Genomic DNA, 22938 nt, shown 5'->3' on the forward strand with positions numbered 1-22938 from the left:
TTCTATAAGAGTTTAGATAAAATATTAATATTATCTGGCAATCTACCTACATTTTGAAGTTTTAAAGCTGCTAGTTTCAAGGCTACTTCCAAGCATTTTTTTATGGGTTTTTTCTTGATATAAGCGAATAAAAACCCAGACCAAAAAGCATCTCCAGCTCCTGTAGCATCTTGCACAACATCAATTTTTATAGCTGGCAACTGAATAACTTTTTTTCCTTTTTGTGATAATTTTACCCCTTTACTACCTAAAGTTAAGCAAACAGTATCCACACCTTGTGAATGAAAGAATTCAAATATATCTTCATGTGGTAATTCTTTCTCAAAAAGGCGCAACATATCGTCTTCACTAACCTTTACCAATGGGTTTAACTGACAGTAGGCCTTAATAACACTAAGTGCTTCTTCTTGACTTTCCCACAATTTTTTAGCATAATTAACATCGATACTTAATTTACACCCTAAACGATGTGCTTCCGCAGCCTTTTTTAAAATTGTGGTTTGCGCTGGCTTTTTGCTTAATGCAAAACAAGTTGTATGGTAAATATTGGTATTTGAAAGTATTGCTTCCGATATTTGGTCTTCTGTAATGTGGTAATCTGCTTTTCTAAAAGGTATAAAATCTGGAGTGCTATCGGTTCTTGACACAAAAATGACACTTGTAGGCACATCTTCAACCTGTTTAACAAAATCGGTTATTACCCCAACTTCGCCCAACCTTTCAAAAATATACTCTCCAAAACCATCATTCCCAACCGTTGCTACTAAAACAGATTTCAATCCTAATCTAGCCGAATTCATCGCTACATTAGTAGGCGAACCACCTAAATATCTGTGGTAATCTCTTGTATTGTTAATTTGTACGCCTGCTTGATGCCCAATAAAATCGACAAGCACTTCGCCTACGCATAAAACATCTATATCTTTTATTTTATTCTTCAAAATAATCTATTTCTTAATTAATCCTATTTTATAAATAAGCTCAAAAAAATTTTAATTAATGTCCAACACCACTAATAACAATATTTTCATCTTCTGTTTCTGGTTCTTTAAGTCGCAACGCTAATATGCCTGCAATTACAAAAAAGACACCTCCAAATAGGATGGCATTAACCGCACTATTATCCAATAAATTCTTCATTACTGGACCAAATGTTAAGGTTTGAATTCCCATAGGAATAACAATCATCATATTCAATATGCCCATATAAACACCACGGCGTTCTTGAGGTACAATTTTAGAAACCATTGAATACGGAATACCCATCATAGCTGCCCAACCTATACCAAACAAAATCATAGGTAAAATTACCAATAGAGGATCTTGTATATAAGGAATAGAAAGCATTGCAATTCCTGTTAAAAACAGACTTACTACATATACTTTTTTACCTCCAAACTTTAACGCTAACGGCACCAACGCCAATGCGAAAACAATAGTAGAAACATTATAAGTTGTATTCATTTTTGCAGCTTGACTTAACGCCTGAGATTTATCGAAACTCATACTTTCTTCGAACATGGGAGAAATAAATTGCCAATACACAAATAAAGCATACCATTGAAATAGATAAACACCTGATAGTTTCCACATAAATTTTGGCATATCTTTTATAGCCTGAACAATTTCAATAAACGGTGTTTTAATCCTATCTGAAAACGGTAAAGCATTGTGTTTTTTAATATCTTCCAACTCTTCATTAGAAGGAGGTATTTCTGGTGTTTTTAAAACAGACCACGATATGGTTCCAATTGATAATACAGCACCAATAAAAAAGGAATAGTACAACCATTTTGGAATAGTGCTTACAGCTTCTGTAACTGTTTCTGTGCCACCAAACCAATCTTGAAAAAGAAAAATAGACGCATTAGCCAAAACAATTCCAGCACCTACAAATAAACTTTGCATTTGGTAACCAAAACTTAGCTGTTTGTTTGGTAATTTATCGCCAACGAATGCACGATAAGGCTCCATTGCCATATTATTACCTACATCTAAAATCCATAATAAACCAACGGCAAACCATAGTGTTGGGCTAAAAGGAAATGCGAATAAACACAAACTACCTATTAGCGCTCCTATTAAGAAAAATGGTTTACGTCTGCCCCAACGTGGAGACCAAGTTTTATCTGAAATAGCACCAATTATTGGTTGAATTATTAACCCAGTAACTGGACCTGCAAGGTTTAATAATGGTAAATCTTCATGATGCGCTCCTAAAAAAGAAAATATAGGGTTAACAGCGGTTTGTTGTAAACCAAAACTAAATTGAATTCCTAAGAATCCTACATTCATATTAAAAATTTGCCAAAAGCTTAATCTAGGTTTGGTTAACATAACTGCCGTTTTTTATTTTATTTAATAATTCTTTCAAGAAATGCACTAAAATCTTTCCCATTGGTGAATAATTCACCACCTTTATCAATAACGGGTAAGCTTAAACTTGAAACATCAATGTTTGCTTTTATTAATTTGTTTAGCATTTCTTGTTGTTTTTCTAAGTTTACATCTACATCATAATAAATAAACTTTACATTTTTTTCTTTTAAAAATGCTTTTGTATCGGTACAATAATGACATGTATCACTACCATAAACGATAATGGTTTTTTGATCTTGAAAAACATCATCACTTAATAGTTTTGCATTACTACTTAAAGCCATGAAAAAAAGAAATGTAAAAGCTAAATATTTCATATTAGAATAAATTTAAAGAAAAAGAGCCGACATTGAGTTGCCAAAACATCAACTCTTTTTTCTCACTTAAAAACCAACTATTTGCTATTAACCAGTTTTAAAATTTATATTGTAAAGATATTGTAGAAGAACGACCACTAATAGATCTTGCTCTAACTAAACGATCTGAACCAAAAGCACCATCGCCATTACCTTCAACTTCTGTAATACCAACACTATCAAACAGGTTATTAACATTAAACCCTAATGACAGCCCTTCAGTTAACCCAATTTTAGCAATTAAATTAAAATATGCATAACCTGGCATTACTAAATCATTATCATCTTGAGCATATGATTTAGATGTACCTAAAACACTTAAACCTACTATATGCTGCTTAGTTTGACCAAAACTATATGTTGGTGAAACGTTGTAAACAAAATCGGCTTGTCTTCTTGGAGTGTTACCTTTATTTGCACCACCATCAATTTCAGCTTTAGTCCAAGTTACAGAACCGTTTAAATCAAAATCACCAAAAGTTAAACCTGTTTCAGCTTCAATACCAATGGCTTTAAATGGATTTCCTACAGATCTGTTCAACTCATTACTTAAACCTTCATCGGTATTACTCATAAACCCTGTTAAGTTAAGAATACCATTTTTAAGTCTTTTTTTGTAACCAACTTCAAGTTGAGAAACTTCATCAAACTGTACGTCTGCTTTACCGTTTGTGCCGTAATTATTTCTATCTGAAGCTCTTCCTGATGCACCAGAACTATATCTTGCAAATACCGCTGCACCTTGATTTAACTTATAGTTAAAACCTGCAGAATAAGAAACGAAGTTGTATTTATCATTAATAACTTGACCAGCGTTACCAATAATAACTGGTACACTTTGCTCAATACCTTGAATTATACCATCACCATCATAATCAAAATTACCTTGGCTAGTTGGACCTGCTTGAATGTTTCCATTAACTCTCACGTTTTCAAAACGTATACTACCATCAAAATTTAATTTATCACTTAAGTCGGCATCAACACCTACATAAGGCGAGTTTACATTGTGTACTGTATTGTATTTACGTTGACAACAGTTACCCCAAACAGGTGTTCCGTAAGAATATTGTCCGCCTCTAGAAAAACCATCAAAATCAACTAATCTTGCTTCTCCACCACCTTTAACTTCAGATAGGAAAGAACTCCATTGCCATCCTATTTTAGTGTTTTGTGTTGCACTGAATAAACCTGCAGTAACACCAACATTATCACTTAATTTTTTAGATATTTTTACATCACTAAAAAAGTTGCTTAAGTCATCAACCGTTACATCAAACATATGTATAATTTGAGCTAATCCATTAGATGGGTTAAAAGCTTCTCTAGCTCCATCAGCATACACTAATGGTTCAGATCCTGCACCAGCAGCAGCTCTTGCTGTAGCATCAATTTCAGCAACCGTTCCTACTGCAGCAGTAAAAGGAGCAACCCATTGACCGCTATTGTTAGAATATCTTGCTTTACCTGCAACTCTCCAATCGTCTCCTAAATCAAAAGAAAACTCTGCTCCTAAAGCTTTAGAAATAGGATTGTTACCGTTTCTTACATCATTCACATGTCTTTCGCCTGAAAATGGAGATGTTCCTGCACTTTGTTGTAAATAAGCTGATTGTACAGCATCACTAGTAATATCAAAACCTGGTAAATTTGCAAATGTTGGATTAGAATTACTGCCTTTAAGCAACATTGGCATTGGTAAATACATTACAGATTTATCGTTTAAAAACTTAGTATAAACTCGTACATAGCCATTTTCAAATGTTTTAGTAAGGTTTGCTTTAAATTGTCCACCTTTATTACCTTGATAACCTATTTCTCTTGGACCTTCACCCGATCTCATAAACCCACCAATATGGTAAGACAATCCATTTTCTAATGGCGCTCCATATTCAAAATCTAATCTGTTTGATTGATAATCTAAACCAAAAGTAGTTCCAAACGAGCCACCTTCAGTAGAACCTGTTTTACTAATCATGTTAATGATACCTGCTGGTCCATTAGACGTTTGTGTAGATGCAGAACCACCTCTAATAGCTTCAACTCTTCCAATATTAGAATCAATTCTTAGAAAATTATCCGCATTTCCGAAAGACGTATCACCAAACAAATTTAATGGCAAACCATCTTCTTGAATTTGAAAATATCTAGATCCACCAGAAGAAATTGGCACACCACGAACGTTAAAGTTGGCATTACCTTCACCACCAGAAGACTCTGCGCGAATACCTGGTACATTTCTAAAAAGTTCTCCAGCACTTCTTGGTGAAGCTTGTTCAATTAACTTTACATCCATTGTAGAAACCGATACACTCGATTCTATTTTAGATTTAGGATTTACAACACCAGTAACAACTACTTCATCTAAAGTAGCAGCATCTTCTGCCATTGTAAAATTTATTATAACATCTTTACCTTGAACTGTAATGCTTTTCGAAAAAGCTTTGTAACCCAAAAATGTAGCATTTAAAGTATATGTACCATTTTCTACATTGTTAATAGAATAGTTTCCATCAAAATCGGAAACAGAACCTTTAGTTGTTCCTCCTAAAATAACGTTTACTCCTCCTAATGGCATACCAGATTGGTCTTTAACTGTTCCAGAAATCGTTGATTGTGCAAAAATTGCCGATACTGAAAACAACATTAGAAATAACAAACTCCATGTGTGTTTTTTTGAATTCATTGTGTCTTAATTTTTAGTTATTTAATAATATTTTAGTTTAATTATGATGCAATTTACATTTACAATAGCCTGAAATCAAGATATTCGCAACGAAAACGTTTTCGAAATTAACGAAAACGTTTTCGATTTTAGTTTTTTTAGTATATTTAAGCTTTTCAAATAGAAAAGAAACTATGAAACCTGTAACTTTAAAACAAATTGCCGAACAGTTAAATATCTCTGTAACAACAGTTTCTAAAGCTTTAAAAGATTATTCTGATGTTAGTCCAAAAACAAAAGCTCTGGTAAAAGAATTAGCAAAAACACTAAATTACAAACCAAATACGTTTGCCGTTAATTTAAGAACCAAAGAATCTAAAACCATTGGTTTAATAATTCCCGTTATAGTGCATCATTTCTTTTCAAATGTTATTAGAGGTATTATTTCGCAAGCGGAAAAAAAAGGATATTTAGTTATCATTCTTCAATCGAATGAATCGTATGAACTAGAAAAAAAACAAATAGACTTATTAATGAGTCAACGCGTTGATGGTATTTTAATATCACTCGCCAATGGCACTGCAAACTTTAGCCATCTCAATGAAGTTATAGCCCAAGATAAACCATTGGTGATGTTCGATAAAATTGCAAAAATTGTAAAATGCTCCAAAATTATTATTGACGATAGAAAAGCAGCCTACATGGCTACGCAACATTTAATAGACACAGGCTGCAAGCGTATTGCCCATTTTAGAGGTGCTCTTTTACCTCAAAACTCCATAGACAGATTTCTTGGTTACAAAAAAGCCTTACTAGATAATAACATGCCTTACGACCCATCTTTGGTTTACATCTGCGAATGCGGCGACATGAGTTTTGAAGAAGGAAAAAAAAATGCACAACAATTATTAAATGACCATAACGATGTTGATGGTATTTTTATAAACACCGATTTGGTGGCTATTGGAGCGATGACAGAATTCAACAAACAAGGTGTAAAAGTACCTGAAGACATCTCTATTGTAGGATTTAGCAATTGGTTTATGTCTTCGGTTATATCACCAACTTTAACAACCGTAGATCAACCTGGGTACGAAATGGGTAGAGCAGCTTTTAAACAACTGTACAGAGAAATGAAACAACTTAAAAAAAACAAACCTGTAGTTTACAAAGAAATTGTATTAGAAACTGCATTAGTAAAAAGGGAATCAACTAAAGAACTTGTGAAATAACTTTATTTCAAAAATTCAATATTCCGTTTTAAACCTGAAAATTTTGTACGTTTTACTGCGGAATTCTTAAACACTTTCTTGAAAACGTCTTCGGTAATCTCATCCCAATCTTTTTTGGTCATGGATAATAATTCTGGATGCGGATTAAATAGTGGTTCGTTATGTGGTTTTGAAAACCTGTTCCATGGGCAAACATCTTGACACACATCGCAACCAAACATCCAATCATCAAACTTACCTTTAAATTCGGTTGGGATATTCTCTTTTAATTCAATAGTGAAATAGGAAATGCATTTGCTACCATCAACCACATAAGGTTCGGTGATGGCTTGGGTTGGGCAAGCATCAATACATTTGGTACAAGTACCACAATGGTCGGTAGTTTTAGAGTCATATTCCAATTCTAAATCGACAATTAATTCGGCTATAAAATAAAATGAACCAACTTGCTGCGTTAGTAAATTACTGTGTTTCCCTATCCAACCTAAACCAGATTTTGCTGCCCAAGCTTTATCTAAAACTGGTGCTGAATCTACAAACGCACGACCATGAACCTCACCTATTTCTTCTTGAATAAAATTTAAAAGTGATTTTAATTTATTTTTAATAATAAAATGATAATCGGTACCATAAGCGTATTTTGATACCTTAAAGGTGTTTTGGTTTTGAGTTTCTTCAGGATAATAATTCAATAATAAAGAAATAACAGATTTTGAATCTTCAACCAGTTTTGTAGGGTCTAAACGTTTATCAAAATGGTTTTCCATGTATTGCATTTCACCATGCATGTTGTTTTTTAACCATTTTTCCAATCGAGGTGCTTCTGCTTCTAAAAATTGCGCTTTACTAATACCACAAGATAAAAAACCGAGGCGTTTTGCTTCGGTTTTTATGAGGTTAGCCCTCTCTCTAGCTCTCTCCCTTCGGGAGAGAGAACTCAAACCGTTTAAGTTTCTGTTCTTCATACTGATTTCTCCCCTTCGGGGAGATTAAGAGGGGAACAACCCACCTTGAATAGGTCCTTTTATTTTTCCTAAATGTTTATAGGCAAGCTCCGTTACTTCTCGTCCACGAGGTGTACGCATTATAAAACCCTGTTGTATTAAAAAAGGTTCATAAACTTCTTCAATGGTTTCAGCACTTTCGCTTACTGCTGTTGCTAGTGTTGTAATACCTACTGGACCGCCTTTAAATTTTTCGATAATGGTGGTTAATATTTTATTATCCATTTCATCTAAACCATGTGCATCTACATGCAAAGCTTCTAAGGCGTATTTTGCAATTTTTATATCAATTTTACCATTGCCTTTTATTTGAGCAAAATCGCGCACACGACGCAGTAATGCATTTGCTATACGTGGTGTTCCTCGGCTTCTACCTGCAATTTCTATAGCAGCTTCCATGGAAATTGCCACATTTAAAATGGAAGAACTGCGTTGTACAATGGTTGTTAGAAGTTCGGTGTTGTAGTATTGCAATCTGCTTTGAATACCAAAACGTGCACGCATTGGCGCGGTTAATAATCCTGAACGCGTAGTTGCACCAACTAATGTAAATGGGTTTAGATTGATTTGAACGGTTCTTGCATTTGGGCCAGATTCTATCATGATGTCAATCTTATAATCTTCCATGGCAGAATACAGATATTCTTCTACAATTGGACTTAAACGATGAATTTCATCAATAAATAACACATCGCGTTCTTCAAGATTGGTTAGTAATCCTGCTAAATCGCCTGGTTTATCTAGAACAGGACCAGAGGTTATTTTGATGCCAACGTTTAATTCGTTTGCCAGAATATGTGCTAATGTTGTTTTTCCCAGTCCTGGAGGTCCATGAAATAGTGTATGATCTAAAGCTTCTTTACGTAAATTAGCTGCTTGAACAAAAATTTGAAGATTCTCCAACACTTGGTCTTGACCCGTAAAATCATCAAAAGCTAAGGGTCTTAACTTTTTTTCGACATCTAATTCTTCAGGAGAAAAATTTTCGTTAGTTGGGTCTAGGTTTTCGTTCATGGTAACTTCCTACGAAGGCAGGAAACTTATTTATTATGTAAAATCTTAAAAATAGTAGATTCCCACCTTTGCTGAAATGACAAAAAACTATTTGAGCAAATATAAAGAAAAAGCCTTTCCAAACTAAGGAAAGGCTTTTTCAAATTATATGATTGGTAATAAATGGGGTTTTAATTCAAAATGGTAAACTCACAACGACGGTTAACATCATACGCTTCTTCATCACAAATACCTTCTTTAACACAGTTGTTTAGTGGTTGCATTTCGCCATAACCAATACTTTTTAATCGGTTTCTTTCAATGCCTTTGCTTACTAAATATTCTAAAGTTGAAGCGGCGCGACGTTTAGATAACTCTAAATTATATTGGTCGTTACCACGTGCATCGGTATGTGCAGAAACTTCTACCTCCATGGTTGGGTATTTTTTCATTAAATCTACCAGTACATCTAAGGTAGTTGCTGCATCACTACGGATTTTAGATTTATCAAAATCGAAATAGATTTTGTCTAACTCCACTTGCACATCACCTTTTTCGTTTTCCTTCACACGTTCTTCAGCATCGGCAAATGATTCTAAAATGAGGTAGATGTTATGCTGAATTTTTCCTTTGCTATCGGTTGAAAATTCCACGTCTTGCGGAATATAGGCTTTACGAGTTCCTCGAATTTTATATTTTTTATTTGGTTCAATTTTGAATAAATAATCGGCTTTTACACCAACAATAGAATCTTGAAGTACATTGCCAGCATCATCAAACAGCGTAACTAACGAACCAGGAAGTAGCGCTTTACTATTTTTATCTTGCACCAAACCTTCAACCAAATATTTAGTTAATATGTTTTCTTCTCTAGCAAAACCATATAATCTATCAAAACCACTTCGGTTGGAAGACACAAATCCTTGATTGTCTTTTTCGCGAATGGCATAAGCAAAATCATCTAGATTACTATTGATAGAGCTTCCTAAATTTACAGGTTTATCGAAGCTTCCGTTTACCGAATTACTTCTAAAAACGTCCAATCCGCCATAACCTAAGTGACCATCGGTTGCAAAATACAATACATCTAAATCGCTTATGTAAGGAAATTGTTCGCGGTGTTTTGTATTTATTGTATTGCCTAAATTTTCTGGTGTTCCGTAAGTGCCATCATCATTAATAGCAACTTTGTAAATATCAAAACTTCCTAAAGTTCCGGGCATATCGCTGGCAAAATAAAGCGTTTTTCCATCCTTGCTTAGTGTTGGATGTTCGCAACTATATTTGTTTGAATTGAATGGTAACTCGGTAACGTTTGTCCAAATACCATTAACCAATTCTGCTTTAAATATTTGAACATGCGCAATACGTTCTTCTTCTGTTTTGGCTCGCGTATTGTTTGTTCTGTTGAAATACATGGTTTTTCCATCTTTAGTAAAAACCGCATTACTTTCGTGCGAATCGGTATTTATTTCATCTGAAAAGGGCATTACATTTTCAATTTTGCCATCTTTTGATAATGTACCCGAATACAAATCTAAATAAGGTAATTTGTTCCATGCATACGACGGGTTTTCAGTATTTCTAGTTGACGCAAAAGCTACTTTATCATCACCATAAAAAGACAATCCAAAATCACTGTTAGTACCAATTTCATTAGCTATTTGGTCTAACTTAAATGTGTGCGGTGTTGTTTGATCAGTAAGTTCAATAAAAGCAGATGTATTAATTTTTTGATTGTAATACTTACTTAAGTGTGCATCGGCTTCCTTATAATCTTTAACGCCTTTTAGTGCTTGTGCAAACCTAAAATGAAATTCAATATCAATAGAATCGCCATAGTTAACAAACAATTCTCTATAAACTTTAATTGCTTTTTGAAGGTTTGCATTGTAGTAATAACTATCGGCTAAATTTTGAAGCACTTCTTGATTACGTTCTTTGGTTTCGTACATTTCGGCAGCTTCAATATAAGCGCGCATTTCAAAAAGCTTATTAGCTCGTTTTAAATTGCTTTTTTGAGCTAGTGAGATTCCACTAACTAATAAAAGGCTTGCAAGTATGTATGTATGTTTTTTCATAATTGTAATCATTTTTGGTTAGAAGAATCTAGGTGAACGATCATAACCACCTTTAAACCCGAACAAATCAATATCAAACAAAACAAATATTTCGTGCGATCCTGAATTATAATTACCTAAGTTGTTGGTTGTAAAATCGTAAGCATAACCTATTTTTAATTCTGGTGATATTCTAAATCCAACCAAACCACTTATGGCATCGTCTAATCGATACCCTAAGCCAGCTTCAAGTTTTTCATTAATTAGCACATTTGCAGTAATATCTAAAGCTAATGGTGCACCACTAACAGATTTTGCCATAAATGCTGGTTTTAATTTTAGATTTTGGTTAATATCAAACACATAACCACCCGTTAAGAAATAGTGAATACTTTGTACGCCTGTGGCTTTTATGCCGTTTTCAGTTTCTAAATGCTTTGTGTTTAACATGTTTGGTGCTGATAAACCGATATAATAATTATCCGTAAAGTAAAATGCTCCAATACCTAAATTTGGGAATGCTCTGTTTATATTTTCGTTAAAAGCAACATCTTCCGTTGGTGATTGTAATACAAAGCCATCAAAATTAGTATCAAAAAGCGTAAATCCTGCTTTAATACCTAATGATAATTTACCCTCTAAACCCATTGGTAACACATATGCAAAATCGGCATAAATGTTATTTTCTTGTACAACATCACCAATATTATCATTGGTAAACGAAATACCAACTTCTATTTTCTCATTAATAGGTGTGTGTGCAAAAAAGGTTCCTGTTTTTGGTGCGCCTTCTAACCCAACCCATTGCGTTCTGTACAAACCACCAAGGTTTAAAATGGCTTGTTCTGAAGTAGCATACGCAGGGTTAATAACGCTCATATTATACATGTACTGCGTAAATTGAGGATCTTGTTGCGCAAAACTTTGAAGCGACATTAGTATAATACTTACTAAAGCAGCTATTTTATGATATCTATATAAATGTTTCATGATTTTCTAAAATTTGGGTTCTATAAAATTATCTGCTTAAGTATAATCGTCCTTGTTTTGGTTTTGTAGAACCATCATTAAAATTGAAAATATAAAAATAGACACCTACGGGTAGGTCGCCACTTCCAATACTTCTTGGCTGGTTAGATTTACCATCAAAACGCGGTGTTGACGCATTGCCTTTATAAACAATGCTACCGTAACGATTGTAAATTTCCATTTCAAAATTTGGATATAAAATATCTAGATTATCAACATCAAAGGTATCATTAACACCATCACCATTGGGTGAAAATCCATCTGGTATAACCAATATGCCACACGAAGTTAAATCTGGAGTTACTGCTAAACGCACACTACTTTCACAACCAGTAGTAGCATCAACAAGTGCCGCGTAATACGTTGTTAAATTTGTAAGTGCCGTTGAACTGCTTATGATATTTCCATTAGTAGCAGCATCATACCAAACTATATTGCTTGCTGTTGCATTTTTTTCAGTTATATTATCCGTTAAGATGCTAATAGTTGGATTATCGTTTACACAATATTCCTGTGAAGCATCAACCAATGTTGGTGTTGGTGCATCATTAATAGTTGCTGTAATTTGAACACTTTGTGAAGATTCACATCCTGAACCTGTTGTTTGGGTTGCAAAATAATCTTCACCATTTATTAGAGCATCTGTTAGATTTACAGGTATTGTTAAAGCTGCATCAGCATACCATTTTACTGTTCCTGTTGGACGAATACTTATTGCTAAATTGGCCACCGTTGGGTTATCAACCTTACAAAAGGCTGGATTATTATCTAATACAATTATTTGAGGTGAATCGTTTACTGTTACAGTAATATCTGCAAAATCATCTGGAGAACAAGGTGCTAATGCTGTTACTGTATATCTATAAACACCTGAAGCGTCAACATTTGGATCAAATATACTTGTACCACTAGTTAATAATGGCGACCATGTTCCTCCACTTTGAGCCGAATTTCCTAGTAATGTAAATAAATCTATTTGTCCATTTACTCTACAAATGGTTGTTGTATTATTTGTTCCTGCATTTGGTGCTTGGGTTACTATTACAACTACTTCGCTAGTATCAGTTCCACATGCATTAGTAACAGTGTACCTATAAGTTCCAGAAGTATCAACTAAAGGATTAAAAACACCTGTACCACTAGCCATAGCTGGCGACCAAGTTCCTCCTATATCTGCACTTCCTATTAATGTGAATAAATCGGTTGTTCCATTATTGCTACATACATCTAAAGTATTATCTGTTCCCGCACTTAATGGTGGTTCTACAATTATTGTTATTATTGTATTGGCATCAATGCAAGGTGAAGATGCTGTTACTAAATACGTAAACTGATATGTTCCTGGTGTTACTGCCGAAGCGTTAAAAGTATTTCCTGTTAAAGCACCTGTGCTATCTGTATCTTGCCAAACTCCGCCAGCATCTTGCGAACCATCTAGTGCTGTAAATAAATTTACTGCTGTATTGGTATTGCAAACTGTTATAGGGTTTGGAATTCCAGATTTTGGTGATTGGTAAATAGTTGCAGTTACCAATGTTCTAACTGAAGATTCGCATCCTGTAGTTGCATCGGTTTGTGTTGCATAATAAGTTTCACCACTTATTAATGCGAGCGTTCCTGCTAAAGGACTTCCTCCGGTAGCATCATCATACCAATTTATAGCTGTTCCTGTTGCTAATAAATTTGAAACTGTTGCTGTATCGCAAAATTCCTGACTTGCATTAGCTGTTGGTGAAGGCGTATCGTTAATTACGATACTTACTGTAACTAATACATCATCACAGCTTCCTATTGCATCAACATCATAAGTGAAATTATAAGTACCTGCTGAAAGACCAGCAATGGTTACTACACTTCCAGATAAGGCACCTGAAGCATTATCATCATTCCAAACACCTGTTTGATCTTCACCAGTTAATAAATCAAATAAATTAACGGTTTGTGTTGGTGTAATAGCAGATAAGCAAAACTCTACTGCTGTATTTGCTGTTCCAGATTCTGGTGCATCTTGAACTGTTACAACTACTGTTGAACTGTTTGAACAGCCATTAACGTCTGTAATTGTATAAGTGAAATTGTATGAGCCAATTGCTAATGCATTTAAATTAACATCGCTTCCTGTTAAAGTTCCTGTTGTGTTATCATCTGTCCATGTACCTCCAGCATCTTCTCCTGTAAGTTGTCCAAATAAATTTAATGGTGAGTTTGCGGCCAAATCATTTTCACAATATATAGCTGCCGTTGGTGTTCCTGTAATTGGTAACGGGTTTATTGTAATCATTACGGTTACTAATACATCATCACAGCTTCCTATTGCATCAACATCATAAGTGAAATTATAATCACCCGGTGTTAATCCTGATAAGTCTATTGGATTTGAAACGGAAGCCCCTAAATTATCTGTTCCTGAAAACCATGTTCCAGTTGCGTCTTCACCAGTTAATAAATCGAATAAATTATAACTTGTTGGCGCTAATCCTTCACAAAACGCTGCTGGTGCATTTGCTGTACCAGATTCTGGTGCGTCTTCAATGGTTATGGTTATGGTTTCTGTATCAGAACATGTTCCGTTATCAATAGTATAATTAAAAGAATACGGACTTCCTGCTACGGTTAAAGTATTCAAATCTAAAACGTTTGAAATTGTAATATTACTTGCATCTGTCCAAATACCTGAATTATTATCTTGTGAACCATCTAAAGCATCAAATAAATTAAATGGAGAGTTTGAAACTAAATCATTTTCGCAAAATGTTTGATTTACAGCATTGCCCGCATTTGGATCTTGTAAAATAATTATCTGTACCGTTGTAGATTGATCTGTACAAGGATTTGGGGTTAAGTTTTGCGTATATGTAAAATTATAGGTTCCTGGAATTAAACTTGTTAAATCTATAGGGCTTGTAACTACTGGATCTGAACTTAAGGTTCCTTGAGTCCACTGTCCGTTCGGGTCTTCATTAGCCAATAAACTAAATAGATCGAAGGCTGTTGGCGCAGTTGATTCGCAAAATGACGCTGCACTTAATGCTGTTCCTGAACTAAATGTCTGGTAAACTCTAATAGTTACAGTTGCAACCCCATTTGGGCAAACACCAGTACTAGGCACAGTATAAGTAAACACATAATTACCCGCCGTAGTTAATGTTGAAATATTTACAGTACCAAGGTAACCATTTGAAGTTGCTAATGGTCCAGCCCAAGTACCTGTTGTATCTTTTAGTCCTCCTAGTTCGTCAAATAAATTAAAGTCACTTGTAGGCAAACTATCATTACAGTATTCTATTGTAGCTTGAGTTCCAGCATTTGCTGGTGTATTAATGTTTACAGTAACAGGAATAGCATTACTAACACAAAAAATATCATCAATTTGAATGTAGTATGTTCTACCATCAATCAAAGGTGTTAAAACTGATAATGCTGGCTGAATGGGATCTCCAAAAACATCAACATTGGCATACCATTTATAATTTGTTGCAGTTGTACCTCTATTTAAATTTCCAATTACTGGATTAGATGTTGCACAAAATTGTTGAGACGATGGTGGAGTTGGGTCGGCTGGAGCATTAAATACACCTACTTGACCAATTTCTAATTGACTTTCACAACCACCATTATCTACAAAAACAACATAATAATTTGATGCGCCGTTAGGAATTGCATCGGTTGTATTTGCTTGGTTTGTTAAACCAAAATCGTAAAAAATCCTAACAGTACCTCCAGAAGGGATTCCAGATTGTAAAACATCATCAATATATGTTTGTATTGTTGCATTGTCATTACTACAATAAATGCGGTCTAAATTTTTTCCTGAAGGGTCTACTTGAAAATCTACAACTATTGACATTCTTGAACCACAAGAACCAGAACTATCACCAGCATAGTAAGTAACACCTTGTTTTACTAACTGACTTGCATTGAAAGCACTACCACCAGTGCTTGTAGGATACCAAACAATGCCGCCACCATTATCATTAGCATAAGCGCTTAAATTAGCAAATGTAAAACCAGATGCATCGCATATTGGTGATGGATTGGAAACTGGTATAGTAGGACACTGACCATGGCTGGAAAAAGATGACCATAATAATATCAAAATAAAGGAAAAGTACTTTAAAACTTTTCCAAGTAAACTATTTGTTATCATAACTGAAATAGATTAAAATCCTATTAATATTAAATTGTTTTAAATACTTGCTAATTCTATTAAGTTGACAATAGAATTAATCCTACATTTTAAAAACAATGCAATTTAACTGATTTTTTTGTATTTCAGCGATATTTTTTAATTTATTTTACATTTCATCGAAAAAAAATGCATTTAAACGTAAAAACCCACTTGGTATAAGTGGGCTTTTTATATTTATGTTAAGTATTTTAATGTTGAAGTTCTTCTTCGCCTTCCTTTAATGGAATATTTTGAGGTACAAAATCTACATCATGGCCTGGTTTGCTATAATCATATGCCCAACGATAAACATGAGGAATTTCACCTGGCCAGTTACCATGAATATGTTCTACTGGTGTTGTCCACTCTAAAGTAGTTGAACTCCAAGGGTTTTGAGTTGCTTTTTTACCGTAAAAGATACTGCTAAAGAAGTTATACAAGTATATTATTTGAACCACACCACCTATTAAAGCAAAAATGGTAATAATTACGTTAACATTTGCTAAATCATCAAATAATGGAAAATTGCTATTTGTATAATAACGACGTGGTAAACCCGCCATACCTATAAAGTGCATTGGAAAAAATACACCATAAGCACAAACCGCAGTTATCCAGAAGTGAATGTATCCTAAGTTTTTATTCAACATACGTCCAAACATTTTTGGATACCAGTGGTAAATACCAGCAAACATTCCATATAGTGCAGATATACCCATTACCAAGTGGAAATGAGCTACTACGAAATAAGTATCGTGAACATTAATATCTAAAGCACTATCTCCAAGAATAATACCTGTTAAACCACCTGTAATAAATGTTGAAACAAATCCAATTGAGAATAACATAGCAGGATTCATCTGAAGATTACCTTTCCATAAAGTTGTTATCCAGTTGAATGCTTTTACAGCAGAAGGAATTGCAATTAATAAGGTTGTAAATGTAAATACAGAACCTAAAAATGGATTCATACCTGATATAAACATATGATGCCCCCAAACAATTGTTGATAAGAAAGCAATAGCTAATATAGAAGCAATCATTGCACGATAACCAAAAATTGGTTTACGTGAGTTTGATGCCATAATCTCAGAAACAAGACCCATTGCAGGCAAAATTACAATATATACCTCTGGATGCCCTAAGAACCAAAATAAATGCTCAAACAATACAGGAGAACCACCTTGATAATGTAACACTTCACCTTGTATAAATATATCAGATAAGAAAAATGATGTTCCAAAACTTCTATCCATTATTAATAATAAAGCTGCAGATAATAATACTGGAAATGATATAATACCTATAATAGCAGTAATAAAAAATGCCCATATAGTTAAAGGTAAACGCGTCATAGACATACCTTTTGTTCGCAAATTTATTACTGTAACTACATAGTTTAATGAACCCAATAATGAAGATGCAATAAAAATAGCCATGGAAACTAGCCACATAGTCATTCCTAAACCAGAACCTCCTTGTGCTAATGGTAATGCACTTAATGGAGGATAAATAGTCCAACCAGCAGCTGCAGGTCCAGCTTCAACAAATAAAGACAATACCATGATTACACTTGATAAGAAGAATAACCAATAAGATACCATGTTTAAAAAACCTGAAGCCATATCGCGTGCTCCAATTTGTAATGGAATTAACAAGTTACTAAACGTACCACTTAAGCCAGCAGTTAGTACAAAAAATACCATAATAGTACCATGTATTGTAACTAAAGCTAAATAAATATCGGCATCCATAACACCTTCTGGTGCCCATCTACCTAACAATGCTTCAAACAAAACATTAGGTTGCTCTGGCCATGCAATTTGCATTCGAAACATCATAGACATTAAAACACCAATAACGCCCATTATAGTACCTGTAATAAGGTACTGTTTAGCAATCATTTTGTGATCTTGACTAAAAATATATTTAGTTACAAACGTTTCTTTATGATGATGTCCATGATCGTCGTGAGCGTGAGTATCTTCGTGTGCTGACATAATCTTATATCGATTTTCTTTTTAAATTAGTTAACTAGAGAGTTTTTGAATTCTTTTTGCTCTTTTATCCAAGCATTATATTCTTCTTGTGTTTCTACAACAATCTTCATTTGCATATTGTAGTGCGATTTTCCACAAATCTTATTACATAATAAAAGATAATTGAACTCGTATCTTTCTAAAGCTTCGCCTCCTTCAGCAATAAGCTTTTTACTTTTTTCAACTCTAATATTATTAATGTTTGCTACTTTTTCAATCATTTCAGGAGTTTGTCTCATTTCGGCAGTTGTTTTTGTTGGTGTAAAACCAAACTGAGTAATCATACCTGGAACACAGTTCATTTGTGCTCTAAAATGAGGCATATAAGCGGAGTGTAATACGTCTTGTGAACGCATCTTAAATAATATTGGTTTTCCTACTGGCAAGTGCAATTCTGATGTAATGATATCATCTTGTGCATTTGGATCTGCTTCATCTAAACCTAAAATATTTGCACGGTCAATATCAATTAAACGCACATTTGCTTTTCCTAATGTATTATCTGCACCAGCATATCTTGCCTTCCAGTTAAACTGTTGTGCATATAACTCAATAACCATAGGATCATCACTTTCATCAACACCCATAATGTTAATCCAAGTGTTTAAACCATAAATGATCAAACCTGCTAAAACAATAACTGGAATAATTGTCCATATAGCTTCTAATTTATTATTATCAGCAAAAAACAATGCTTTTCTACCTTTTTCACCTTTGTATTTAAAAGCAAAATAGTGTAATAAAAATTGTGTGATAGTTTGTGTGATAAAAATGATTACCATAGAAATGATCATCAAATTATCAATAGTTGGACCATGTTCAGAAGCTGAGTTAGATAGTAATGGTAAATCTCCCCATTTAACAAAACATACAATAGTAATGATGTATATAAAAGCTAAAAAGCCCATCATTAAGTATGCATTTAACGTATTATCTTTATCGTTTGCTACTTGAGAATTATCGCTTTTAGCTTGAGCTAAATCGAAAATTTTTACCATTTGCCAAATGGCAACTGAAATAAATACTAGAATTATAATTGTTAATAAAGCAGTCATTGTTATCGTTAGTCTTTATTTATATCTTAATTAATAATGAAAATCTTCGCTTTCTTTTCTAAAAGGATACCCTTTTACAAGTAAAGGAGCTTTTGTTAAAGCGGTAAATACTACTAAAATAAATAATCCAGCAAATAATAATACTGCACTAATTTCAGGAATACCTATAAACCAACGGTCTCCTACTGTAGCTGGCATTATCATATTGAAAATATCTATGTAGTGACCACCTAATATTACTAGACCTGCCATAACAACAAACCAAGGAATACGTTTGTAATCTGCATTCATCAACATTAAAATTGGGAATACAAAATTCATAACTACCATACCTAAAAATGGTAATTGGTAACTTTTAAAACGTGATATAAAGTAAGTCACCTCTTCTGGTATGTTAGAATACCAAATAAGCATGAATTGTGAAAACCATAAATACGTCCAGAAAATACTAAATGCAAACATGAATTTAGCAACATCATGTAAATGATTTTCGTTTACGAAAGGTAAAAAATTTCTAGATTTTAAATAAATTGTAATTAATGCTAAAACAGTAATTGCGCTTACAAACATACTAGCAAACACATACCATCCGAATAAGGTTGAAAACCAGTGTGGATCAACACTCATTATCCAATCCCAAGACATCATTGATTCTGTATAAATGAAGAATACTAAAAATGCTGCAGCTATACGGAATGATTTTTTAAAGTTACTTGTATCTTCAGCAGTATCTTGTGCAATTGAAAATTTGCGCGCAAAATGACGGTATAAACTCCATCCTGCTATAAAAACCAATCCTCTAAATGTAAACCAGCCTATGTTTAACCAACCAGACTTACCTTGAATTAATTTATCATGAGCTACAACTTCTGGATCCATCCATACAAATAAATTGTAATGACCAATTGTACCAGATGCTACTGCAATTCCTAATACTATCAAAGCACCTGGCAATACGTATGATGTCATAGCTTCCATAACTCTAAATAAAACTGGTGACCATCCTGCTTGTGATGCAATTTGAATTGCATAAAATGCTAATATTCCTAAACCAATCATCATAAAGAAAAATGCTGCTACGTATAGCGCAGACCAAGGTCTGTTTGCTATTTGATGTTGTACGTGTTCAATATGTTTTTTATGCTCGTTTCCGTGTGCATCAGCTCCATTAGATTTTTCAGTTTCATGTGCATCATGACTTGAAGTTGTTTCAGCAACTTCAGCATGACCACCCCCATGATGTGATTCTTCTGCAAGTAAGGTTTCCACTTCTTCAAAAGATTTATGAGATGTCATAAAACCATATCCTACTCCTATAATTCCTATGATTATAAGTGCGAAAGAAAATGTCTTTAATTTATTTGAAAATGTATACATAACTATATTGAATCTTTAACAGTCTGTTTTCCTTCTAATTCTGATTTTAATTGAAGTACATAATTTACTACTTGCCAACGCTCTTCTTCTTTCAACTGGTTAGCATACGAACCCATAGCATTTTTACCATAGTAAATAGTATGATAAATACTTCCTTCGTTTATTGCTCTACCAGCATCATCATAACTTGGGATACCAAGTATTTTTTCACGCTTTACTAAGTTCCCTTGTCCATCACCTTTAGCTCCATGACAAATAGCACAGTAAATATCAAACAATACTTTACCTTTTTCTAAGTTTACTTGGGCGGAATCTAAAGGACTTTTTAAAGTTTCTTTGGCTAACATATAACCTTCGGTTGAGTTCTCAATATCAAAAGGCATATGACCTCTAGCTACAGAACCTTCAGCAGGTAATTGTGCTTCAATGCCATTTTTAAATGCTGATGATTCACTATAGGTTTCGTAACCTACAGATTCATACATATTAGGCATGAATTGATAGTTAGGTGCTGTATCTTTTTTACATGATACAGTTACTAAAACAATTGCTATTGTTACTATTTTAATTAAGCTTTTCATCATCATTAATGCGCTTTATCAATTAAATTAATTTCCACGGCTCCAGTATCTTTAAGTAAAGTTTGTAAAGCTTCTTCATTTCCATCTACTGCTATTTCCATTAGAAAATGGTCATCAGTCGTTCTTGGGTCAGGATTTTCAGCGTTTTTAAATGGCCACATTCTACTTCTTAAATAAAATGTGATTACCATTAAGTGTGCAGCAAAAAACACTGTTAATTCGAACATAATCGGCACGAATGCTGGCATGTTTTCTATGTAACTAAAACTTGGTTTTCCTCCAATATTTTGTGGCCAATCTTCTATCATAATGAAGTTCATCATTGTGATAGCTACTGATAAACCAACCAAACCATACATAAATGCTGTTATAGCTATACGCGTTGGAGCTAAACCCATTGCTTTGTCTAATCCGTGCACCGGAAATGGTGTGTATATTTCTTCTATGTGATATCTTTCTGCTTTAACTTTCTTAACAGCAGACATTAATATATCATCATCCGTATAAATAGCGTGTATTACTTTAGATGCTTCCATTGCCTACGCTTCGTTTTTTTTGTTAGTACCTTTATCTCCAGACGTTCTTACATCAGCACCTGTTCCTACCAAACTTTCGCCTCTTTCTCTAATATTTTTATAACGCTCACCAGAAGATTTTAAAATTGTTTTCACCTCTGCTTGCGCAATTACTGGGAACGTTCTAGAGTATAATAAGAATAATACAAAGAAGAATCCAATTGTTCCTATAAAAATACCGATATCAACAAATGTTGGTTGGAACATGGTCCATGATGATGGTAAATAATCACGGTGTAACGATGTTACGATGATTACAAAACGCTCAAACCACATACCTATATTTACTACAATAGAGATAAAGAATGAGAACATGATACTTGTTCTTAATTTTTTGAACCACATAAATTGTGGAGAAAATACGTTACACGTCATCATCGCCCAATATGCCCACCAGTAAGGACCAGTTGCTCTATTTAAGAATGCATATTGCTCATATTCTACACCAGAATACCATGCAATAAATAACTCAGTAATATATGCAACTCCTACTATTGAACCTGTAATCATAATTACAATGTTCATTAATTCGATATGCTGTACTGTGATATAATCTTCAAGGTTACACACTTTTCTCATGATAATAAGAAGTGTATTTACCATGGCAAACCCTGAAAATACCGCTCCAGCAACGAAGTATGGAGGGAAAATAGTTGTGTGCCAACCTGGTATAACCGACGTTGCGAAGTCAAAAGATACAATAGTATGTACAGAAAGTACAAGTGGTGTTGCTAAACCTGCAAGTACCAACGATACTTCTTCAAAACGTTGCCAATCTTTAGCACGACCAGACCATCCGAAACTTAATAATGAATATATTTTCTTTTGAAAAGGCTTAACCGCACGATCACGTAGCATCGCAAAATCTGGTAATAAACCTGTCCACCAAAATACTAACGATACTGATAAATACGTTGAAATTGCAAATACGTCCCAAAGTAATGGTGAGTTAAAGTTCACCCAAAGCGAACCAAATTGATTTGGAATTGGCAATACCCAGTATCCTAACCATGGACGACCCATGTGTATAATTGGAAATAAACCTGCTTGAACTACCGAGAAAATAGTCATCGCTTCAGCAGAACGGTTGATTGCCATACGCCACTTTTGACGGAATAGTAAAAGTACTGCTGAAATAAGTGTACCTGCGTGACCAATACCAACCCACCAAACGAAGTTAGTAATATCCCAAGCCCAACCTACGGTTTTATTTAAACCCCAAGTTCCAATACCTGTTGATATGGTATATAAAATACATCCAATACCCCAAAGGAAAGCGACTAGTGCAATAGAAAAAACTATCCACCATTGTTTATTTGCTTTTCCTTCAACAGGTTTTGCCACATCCACAGTAACATCGTGGTATGATTTTTCGCCTGTAACTAAGGGTCTTCTAATAGGTGCTTCGTAATGAGACGCCATTCT

Annotated in this window: 15 protein-coding genes and 1 pseudogene; 1 reads left to right on the plus strand and 15 read right to left on the minus strand. The window is 34.1% G+C overall.

Features of this window, described 5'->3' with window-relative positions:
* Positions 1-2: 2 nt before the first annotated feature.
* The 4 genes from ACFQ1R_RS04355 to ACFQ1R_RS04370 form a co-directional block, all read right to left on the minus strand.
* A complete protein-coding gene (locus ACFQ1R_RS04355) occupies positions 3-944 on the minus strand; it encodes a carbohydrate kinase family protein (RefSeq protein WP_379926303.1) in 942 nt (313 codons plus the stop codon).
* Between the two features lie 52 nt (positions 945-996).
* Complete coding sequence (locus tag ACFQ1R_RS04360; RefSeq protein WP_379924886.1) at positions 997-2295, minus strand: MFS transporter; 1299 nt, start codon at positions 2293-2295, stop codon at positions 997-999.
* 59 nt (positions 2296-2354) lie between these two features.
* Positions 2355-2696 carry a glutaredoxin family protein gene (locus tag ACFQ1R_RS04365; RefSeq protein ID WP_379924887.1) on the minus strand — a complete coding sequence of 114 codons (342 nt, stop codon included), beginning with the start codon at positions 2694-2696 and terminating at the stop codon, positions 2355-2357.
* 97 nt (positions 2697-2793) lie between these two features.
* A complete protein-coding gene (locus ACFQ1R_RS04370; protein WP_379924888.1) occupies positions 2794-5421 on the minus strand; it encodes a TonB-dependent receptor in 2628 nt (875 codons plus the stop codon).
* 173 nt (positions 5422-5594) lie between these two features.
* On the opposite strand from ACFQ1R_RS04370, the gene ACFQ1R_RS04375 reads away from it, so the two are divergent.
* Complete coding sequence (locus tag ACFQ1R_RS04375; protein ID WP_379924889.1) at positions 5595-6632, plus strand: LacI family DNA-binding transcriptional regulator; 1038 nt, start codon at positions 5595-5597, stop codon at positions 6630-6632.
* A 2-nt stretch (positions 6633-6634) separates the two neighbouring features.
* Here the strand turns inward: ACFQ1R_RS04375 and queG are convergent, their stop codons facing one another.
* The 11 genes and pseudogenes from queG to nrfD all read right to left on the minus strand — a co-directional run.
* Positions 6635-7597, minus strand: a complete 963-nt coding sequence (gene queG / locus ACFQ1R_RS04380) for a tRNA epoxyqueuosine(34) reductase QueG (protein ID WP_379924890.1) — start codon at positions 7595-7597, stop codon at positions 6635-6637.
* Positions 7598-7621: 24 nt separating this feature from the next.
* Positions 7622-8650, minus strand: a complete 1029-nt coding sequence (gene ruvB, locus ACFQ1R_RS04385; protein WP_379924891.1) for a Holliday junction branch migration DNA helicase RuvB — start codon at positions 8648-8650, stop codon at positions 7622-7624.
* A gap of 170 nt (positions 8651-8820) precedes the next feature.
* Positions 8821-10710 carry an OmpA family protein gene (locus tag ACFQ1R_RS04390; RefSeq protein ID WP_379924892.1) on the minus strand — a complete coding sequence of 630 codons (1890 nt, stop codon included), beginning with the start codon at positions 10708-10710 and terminating at the stop codon, positions 8821-8823.
* A gap of 18 nt (positions 10711-10728) precedes the next feature.
* Entirely contained in the window at positions 10729-11679 is a 951-nt protein-coding gene (locus ACFQ1R_RS04395; RefSeq protein WP_379924893.1) for a PorP/SprF family type IX secretion system membrane protein, read from the minus strand.
* A 28-nt stretch (positions 11680-11707) separates the two neighbouring features.
* Positions 11708-15814, minus strand: coding sequence for an Ig-like domain-containing protein (locus tag ACFQ1R_RS04400; RefSeq protein WP_379924894.1), 4107 nt, complete (start codon positions 15812-15814; stop codon positions 11708-11710).
* A gap of 281 nt (positions 15815-16095) precedes the next feature.
* Positions 16096-17886: a cytochrome c oxidase subunit I gene (locus ACFQ1R_RS04405; protein WP_379924895.1), complete on the minus strand. Its 1791-nt coding sequence runs from the start codon at positions 17884-17886 to the stop codon at positions 16096-16098.
* A 26-nt stretch (positions 17887-17912) separates the two neighbouring features.
* Positions 17913-18980: a cytochrome c oxidase subunit II gene (locus ACFQ1R_RS04410; RefSeq protein WP_379924896.1), complete on the minus strand. Its 1068-nt coding sequence runs from the start codon at positions 18978-18980 to the stop codon at positions 17913-17915.
* Between the two features lie 30 nt (positions 18981-19010).
* On the minus strand, positions 19011-20357 hold the full coding sequence (locus ACFQ1R_RS04415) for a quinol:cytochrome C oxidoreductase (protein ID WP_379924897.1): 1347 nt from the start codon (positions 20355-20357) through the stop codon (positions 19011-19013).
* Positions 20358-20359: 2 nt separating this feature from the next.
* Entirely contained in the window at positions 20360-20938 is a 579-nt protein-coding gene (locus ACFQ1R_RS04420; protein WP_379926304.1) for a c-type cytochrome, read from the minus strand.
* Positions 20939-20943: 5 nt separating this feature from the next.
* Entirely contained in the window at positions 20944-21474 is a 531-nt protein-coding gene (locus tag ACFQ1R_RS04425) for a DUF3341 domain-containing protein (RefSeq protein WP_379924898.1), read from the minus strand.
* A 39-nt stretch (positions 21475-21513) separates the two neighbouring features.
* A pseudogene (gene nrfD / locus ACFQ1R_RS04430) lies at positions 21514-22935 on the minus strand (NrfD/PsrC family molybdoenzyme membrane anchor subunit); the annotation flags it as partial.
* Positions 22936-22938: the final 3 nt, after the last annotated feature.

Source organism: Mariniflexile jejuense (assembly GCF_042675665.1).
Lineage (GTDB): Bacteria > Bacteroidota > Bacteroidia > Flavobacteriales > Flavobacteriaceae > Mariniflexile > Mariniflexile jejuense.

Excerpts from the sequence above, each read along its gene's own strand:
- ACFQ1R_RS04390 (WP_379924892.1), bottom strand. The coding sequence starts at position 10,710 with ATGAAAAAACATACATACATACTTGCAAGCCTTTTATTAGTTAGTGGA.
- queG (WP_379924890.1), bottom strand. The coding sequence starts at position 7,597 with ATGAAGAACAGAAACTTAAACGGTTTGAGTTCTCTCTCCCGAAGGGAG.
- ACFQ1R_RS04405 (WP_379924895.1), bottom strand. The coding sequence starts at position 17,886 with ATGTCAGCACACGAAGATACTCACGCTCACGACGATCATGGACATCAT.
- ACFQ1R_RS04375 (WP_379924889.1), top strand. The coding sequence starts at position 5,595 with ATGAAACCTGTAACTTTAAAACAAATTGCCGAACAGTTAAATATCTCT.
- ACFQ1R_RS04365 (WP_379924887.1), bottom strand. The coding sequence starts at position 2,696 with ATGAAATATTTAGCTTTTACATTTCTTTTTTTCATGGCTTTAAGTAGT.
- ACFQ1R_RS04370 (WP_379924888.1), bottom strand. The coding sequence starts at position 5,421 with ATGAATTCAAAAAAACACACATGGAGTTTGTTATTTCTAATGTTGTTT.
- ACFQ1R_RS04420 (WP_379926304.1), bottom strand. The coding sequence starts at position 20,938 with ATGAAAAGCTTAATTAAAATAGTAACAATAGCAATTGTTTTAGTAACT.
- ruvB (WP_379924891.1), bottom strand. The coding sequence starts at position 8,650 with ATGAACGAAAACCTAGACCCAACTAACGAAAATTTTTCTCCTGAAGAA.
- ACFQ1R_RS04395 (WP_379924893.1), bottom strand. The coding sequence starts at position 11,679 with ATGAAACATTTATATAGATATCATAAAATAGCTGCTTTAGTAAGTATT.
- ACFQ1R_RS04410 (WP_379924896.1), bottom strand. The coding sequence starts at position 18,980 with ATGACTGCTTTATTAACAATTATAATTCTAGTATTTATTTCAGTTGCC.
- ACFQ1R_RS04425 (WP_379924898.1), bottom strand. The coding sequence starts at position 21,474 with ATGGAAGCATCTAAAGTAATACACGCTATTTATACGGATGATGATATA.
- ACFQ1R_RS04415 (WP_379924897.1), bottom strand. The coding sequence starts at position 20,357 with ATGTATACATTTTCAAATAAATTAAAGACATTTTCTTTCGCACTTATA.
- ACFQ1R_RS04360 (WP_379924886.1), bottom strand. The coding sequence starts at position 2,295 with ATGAATGTAGGATTCTTAGGAATTCAATTTAGTTTTGGTTTACAACAA.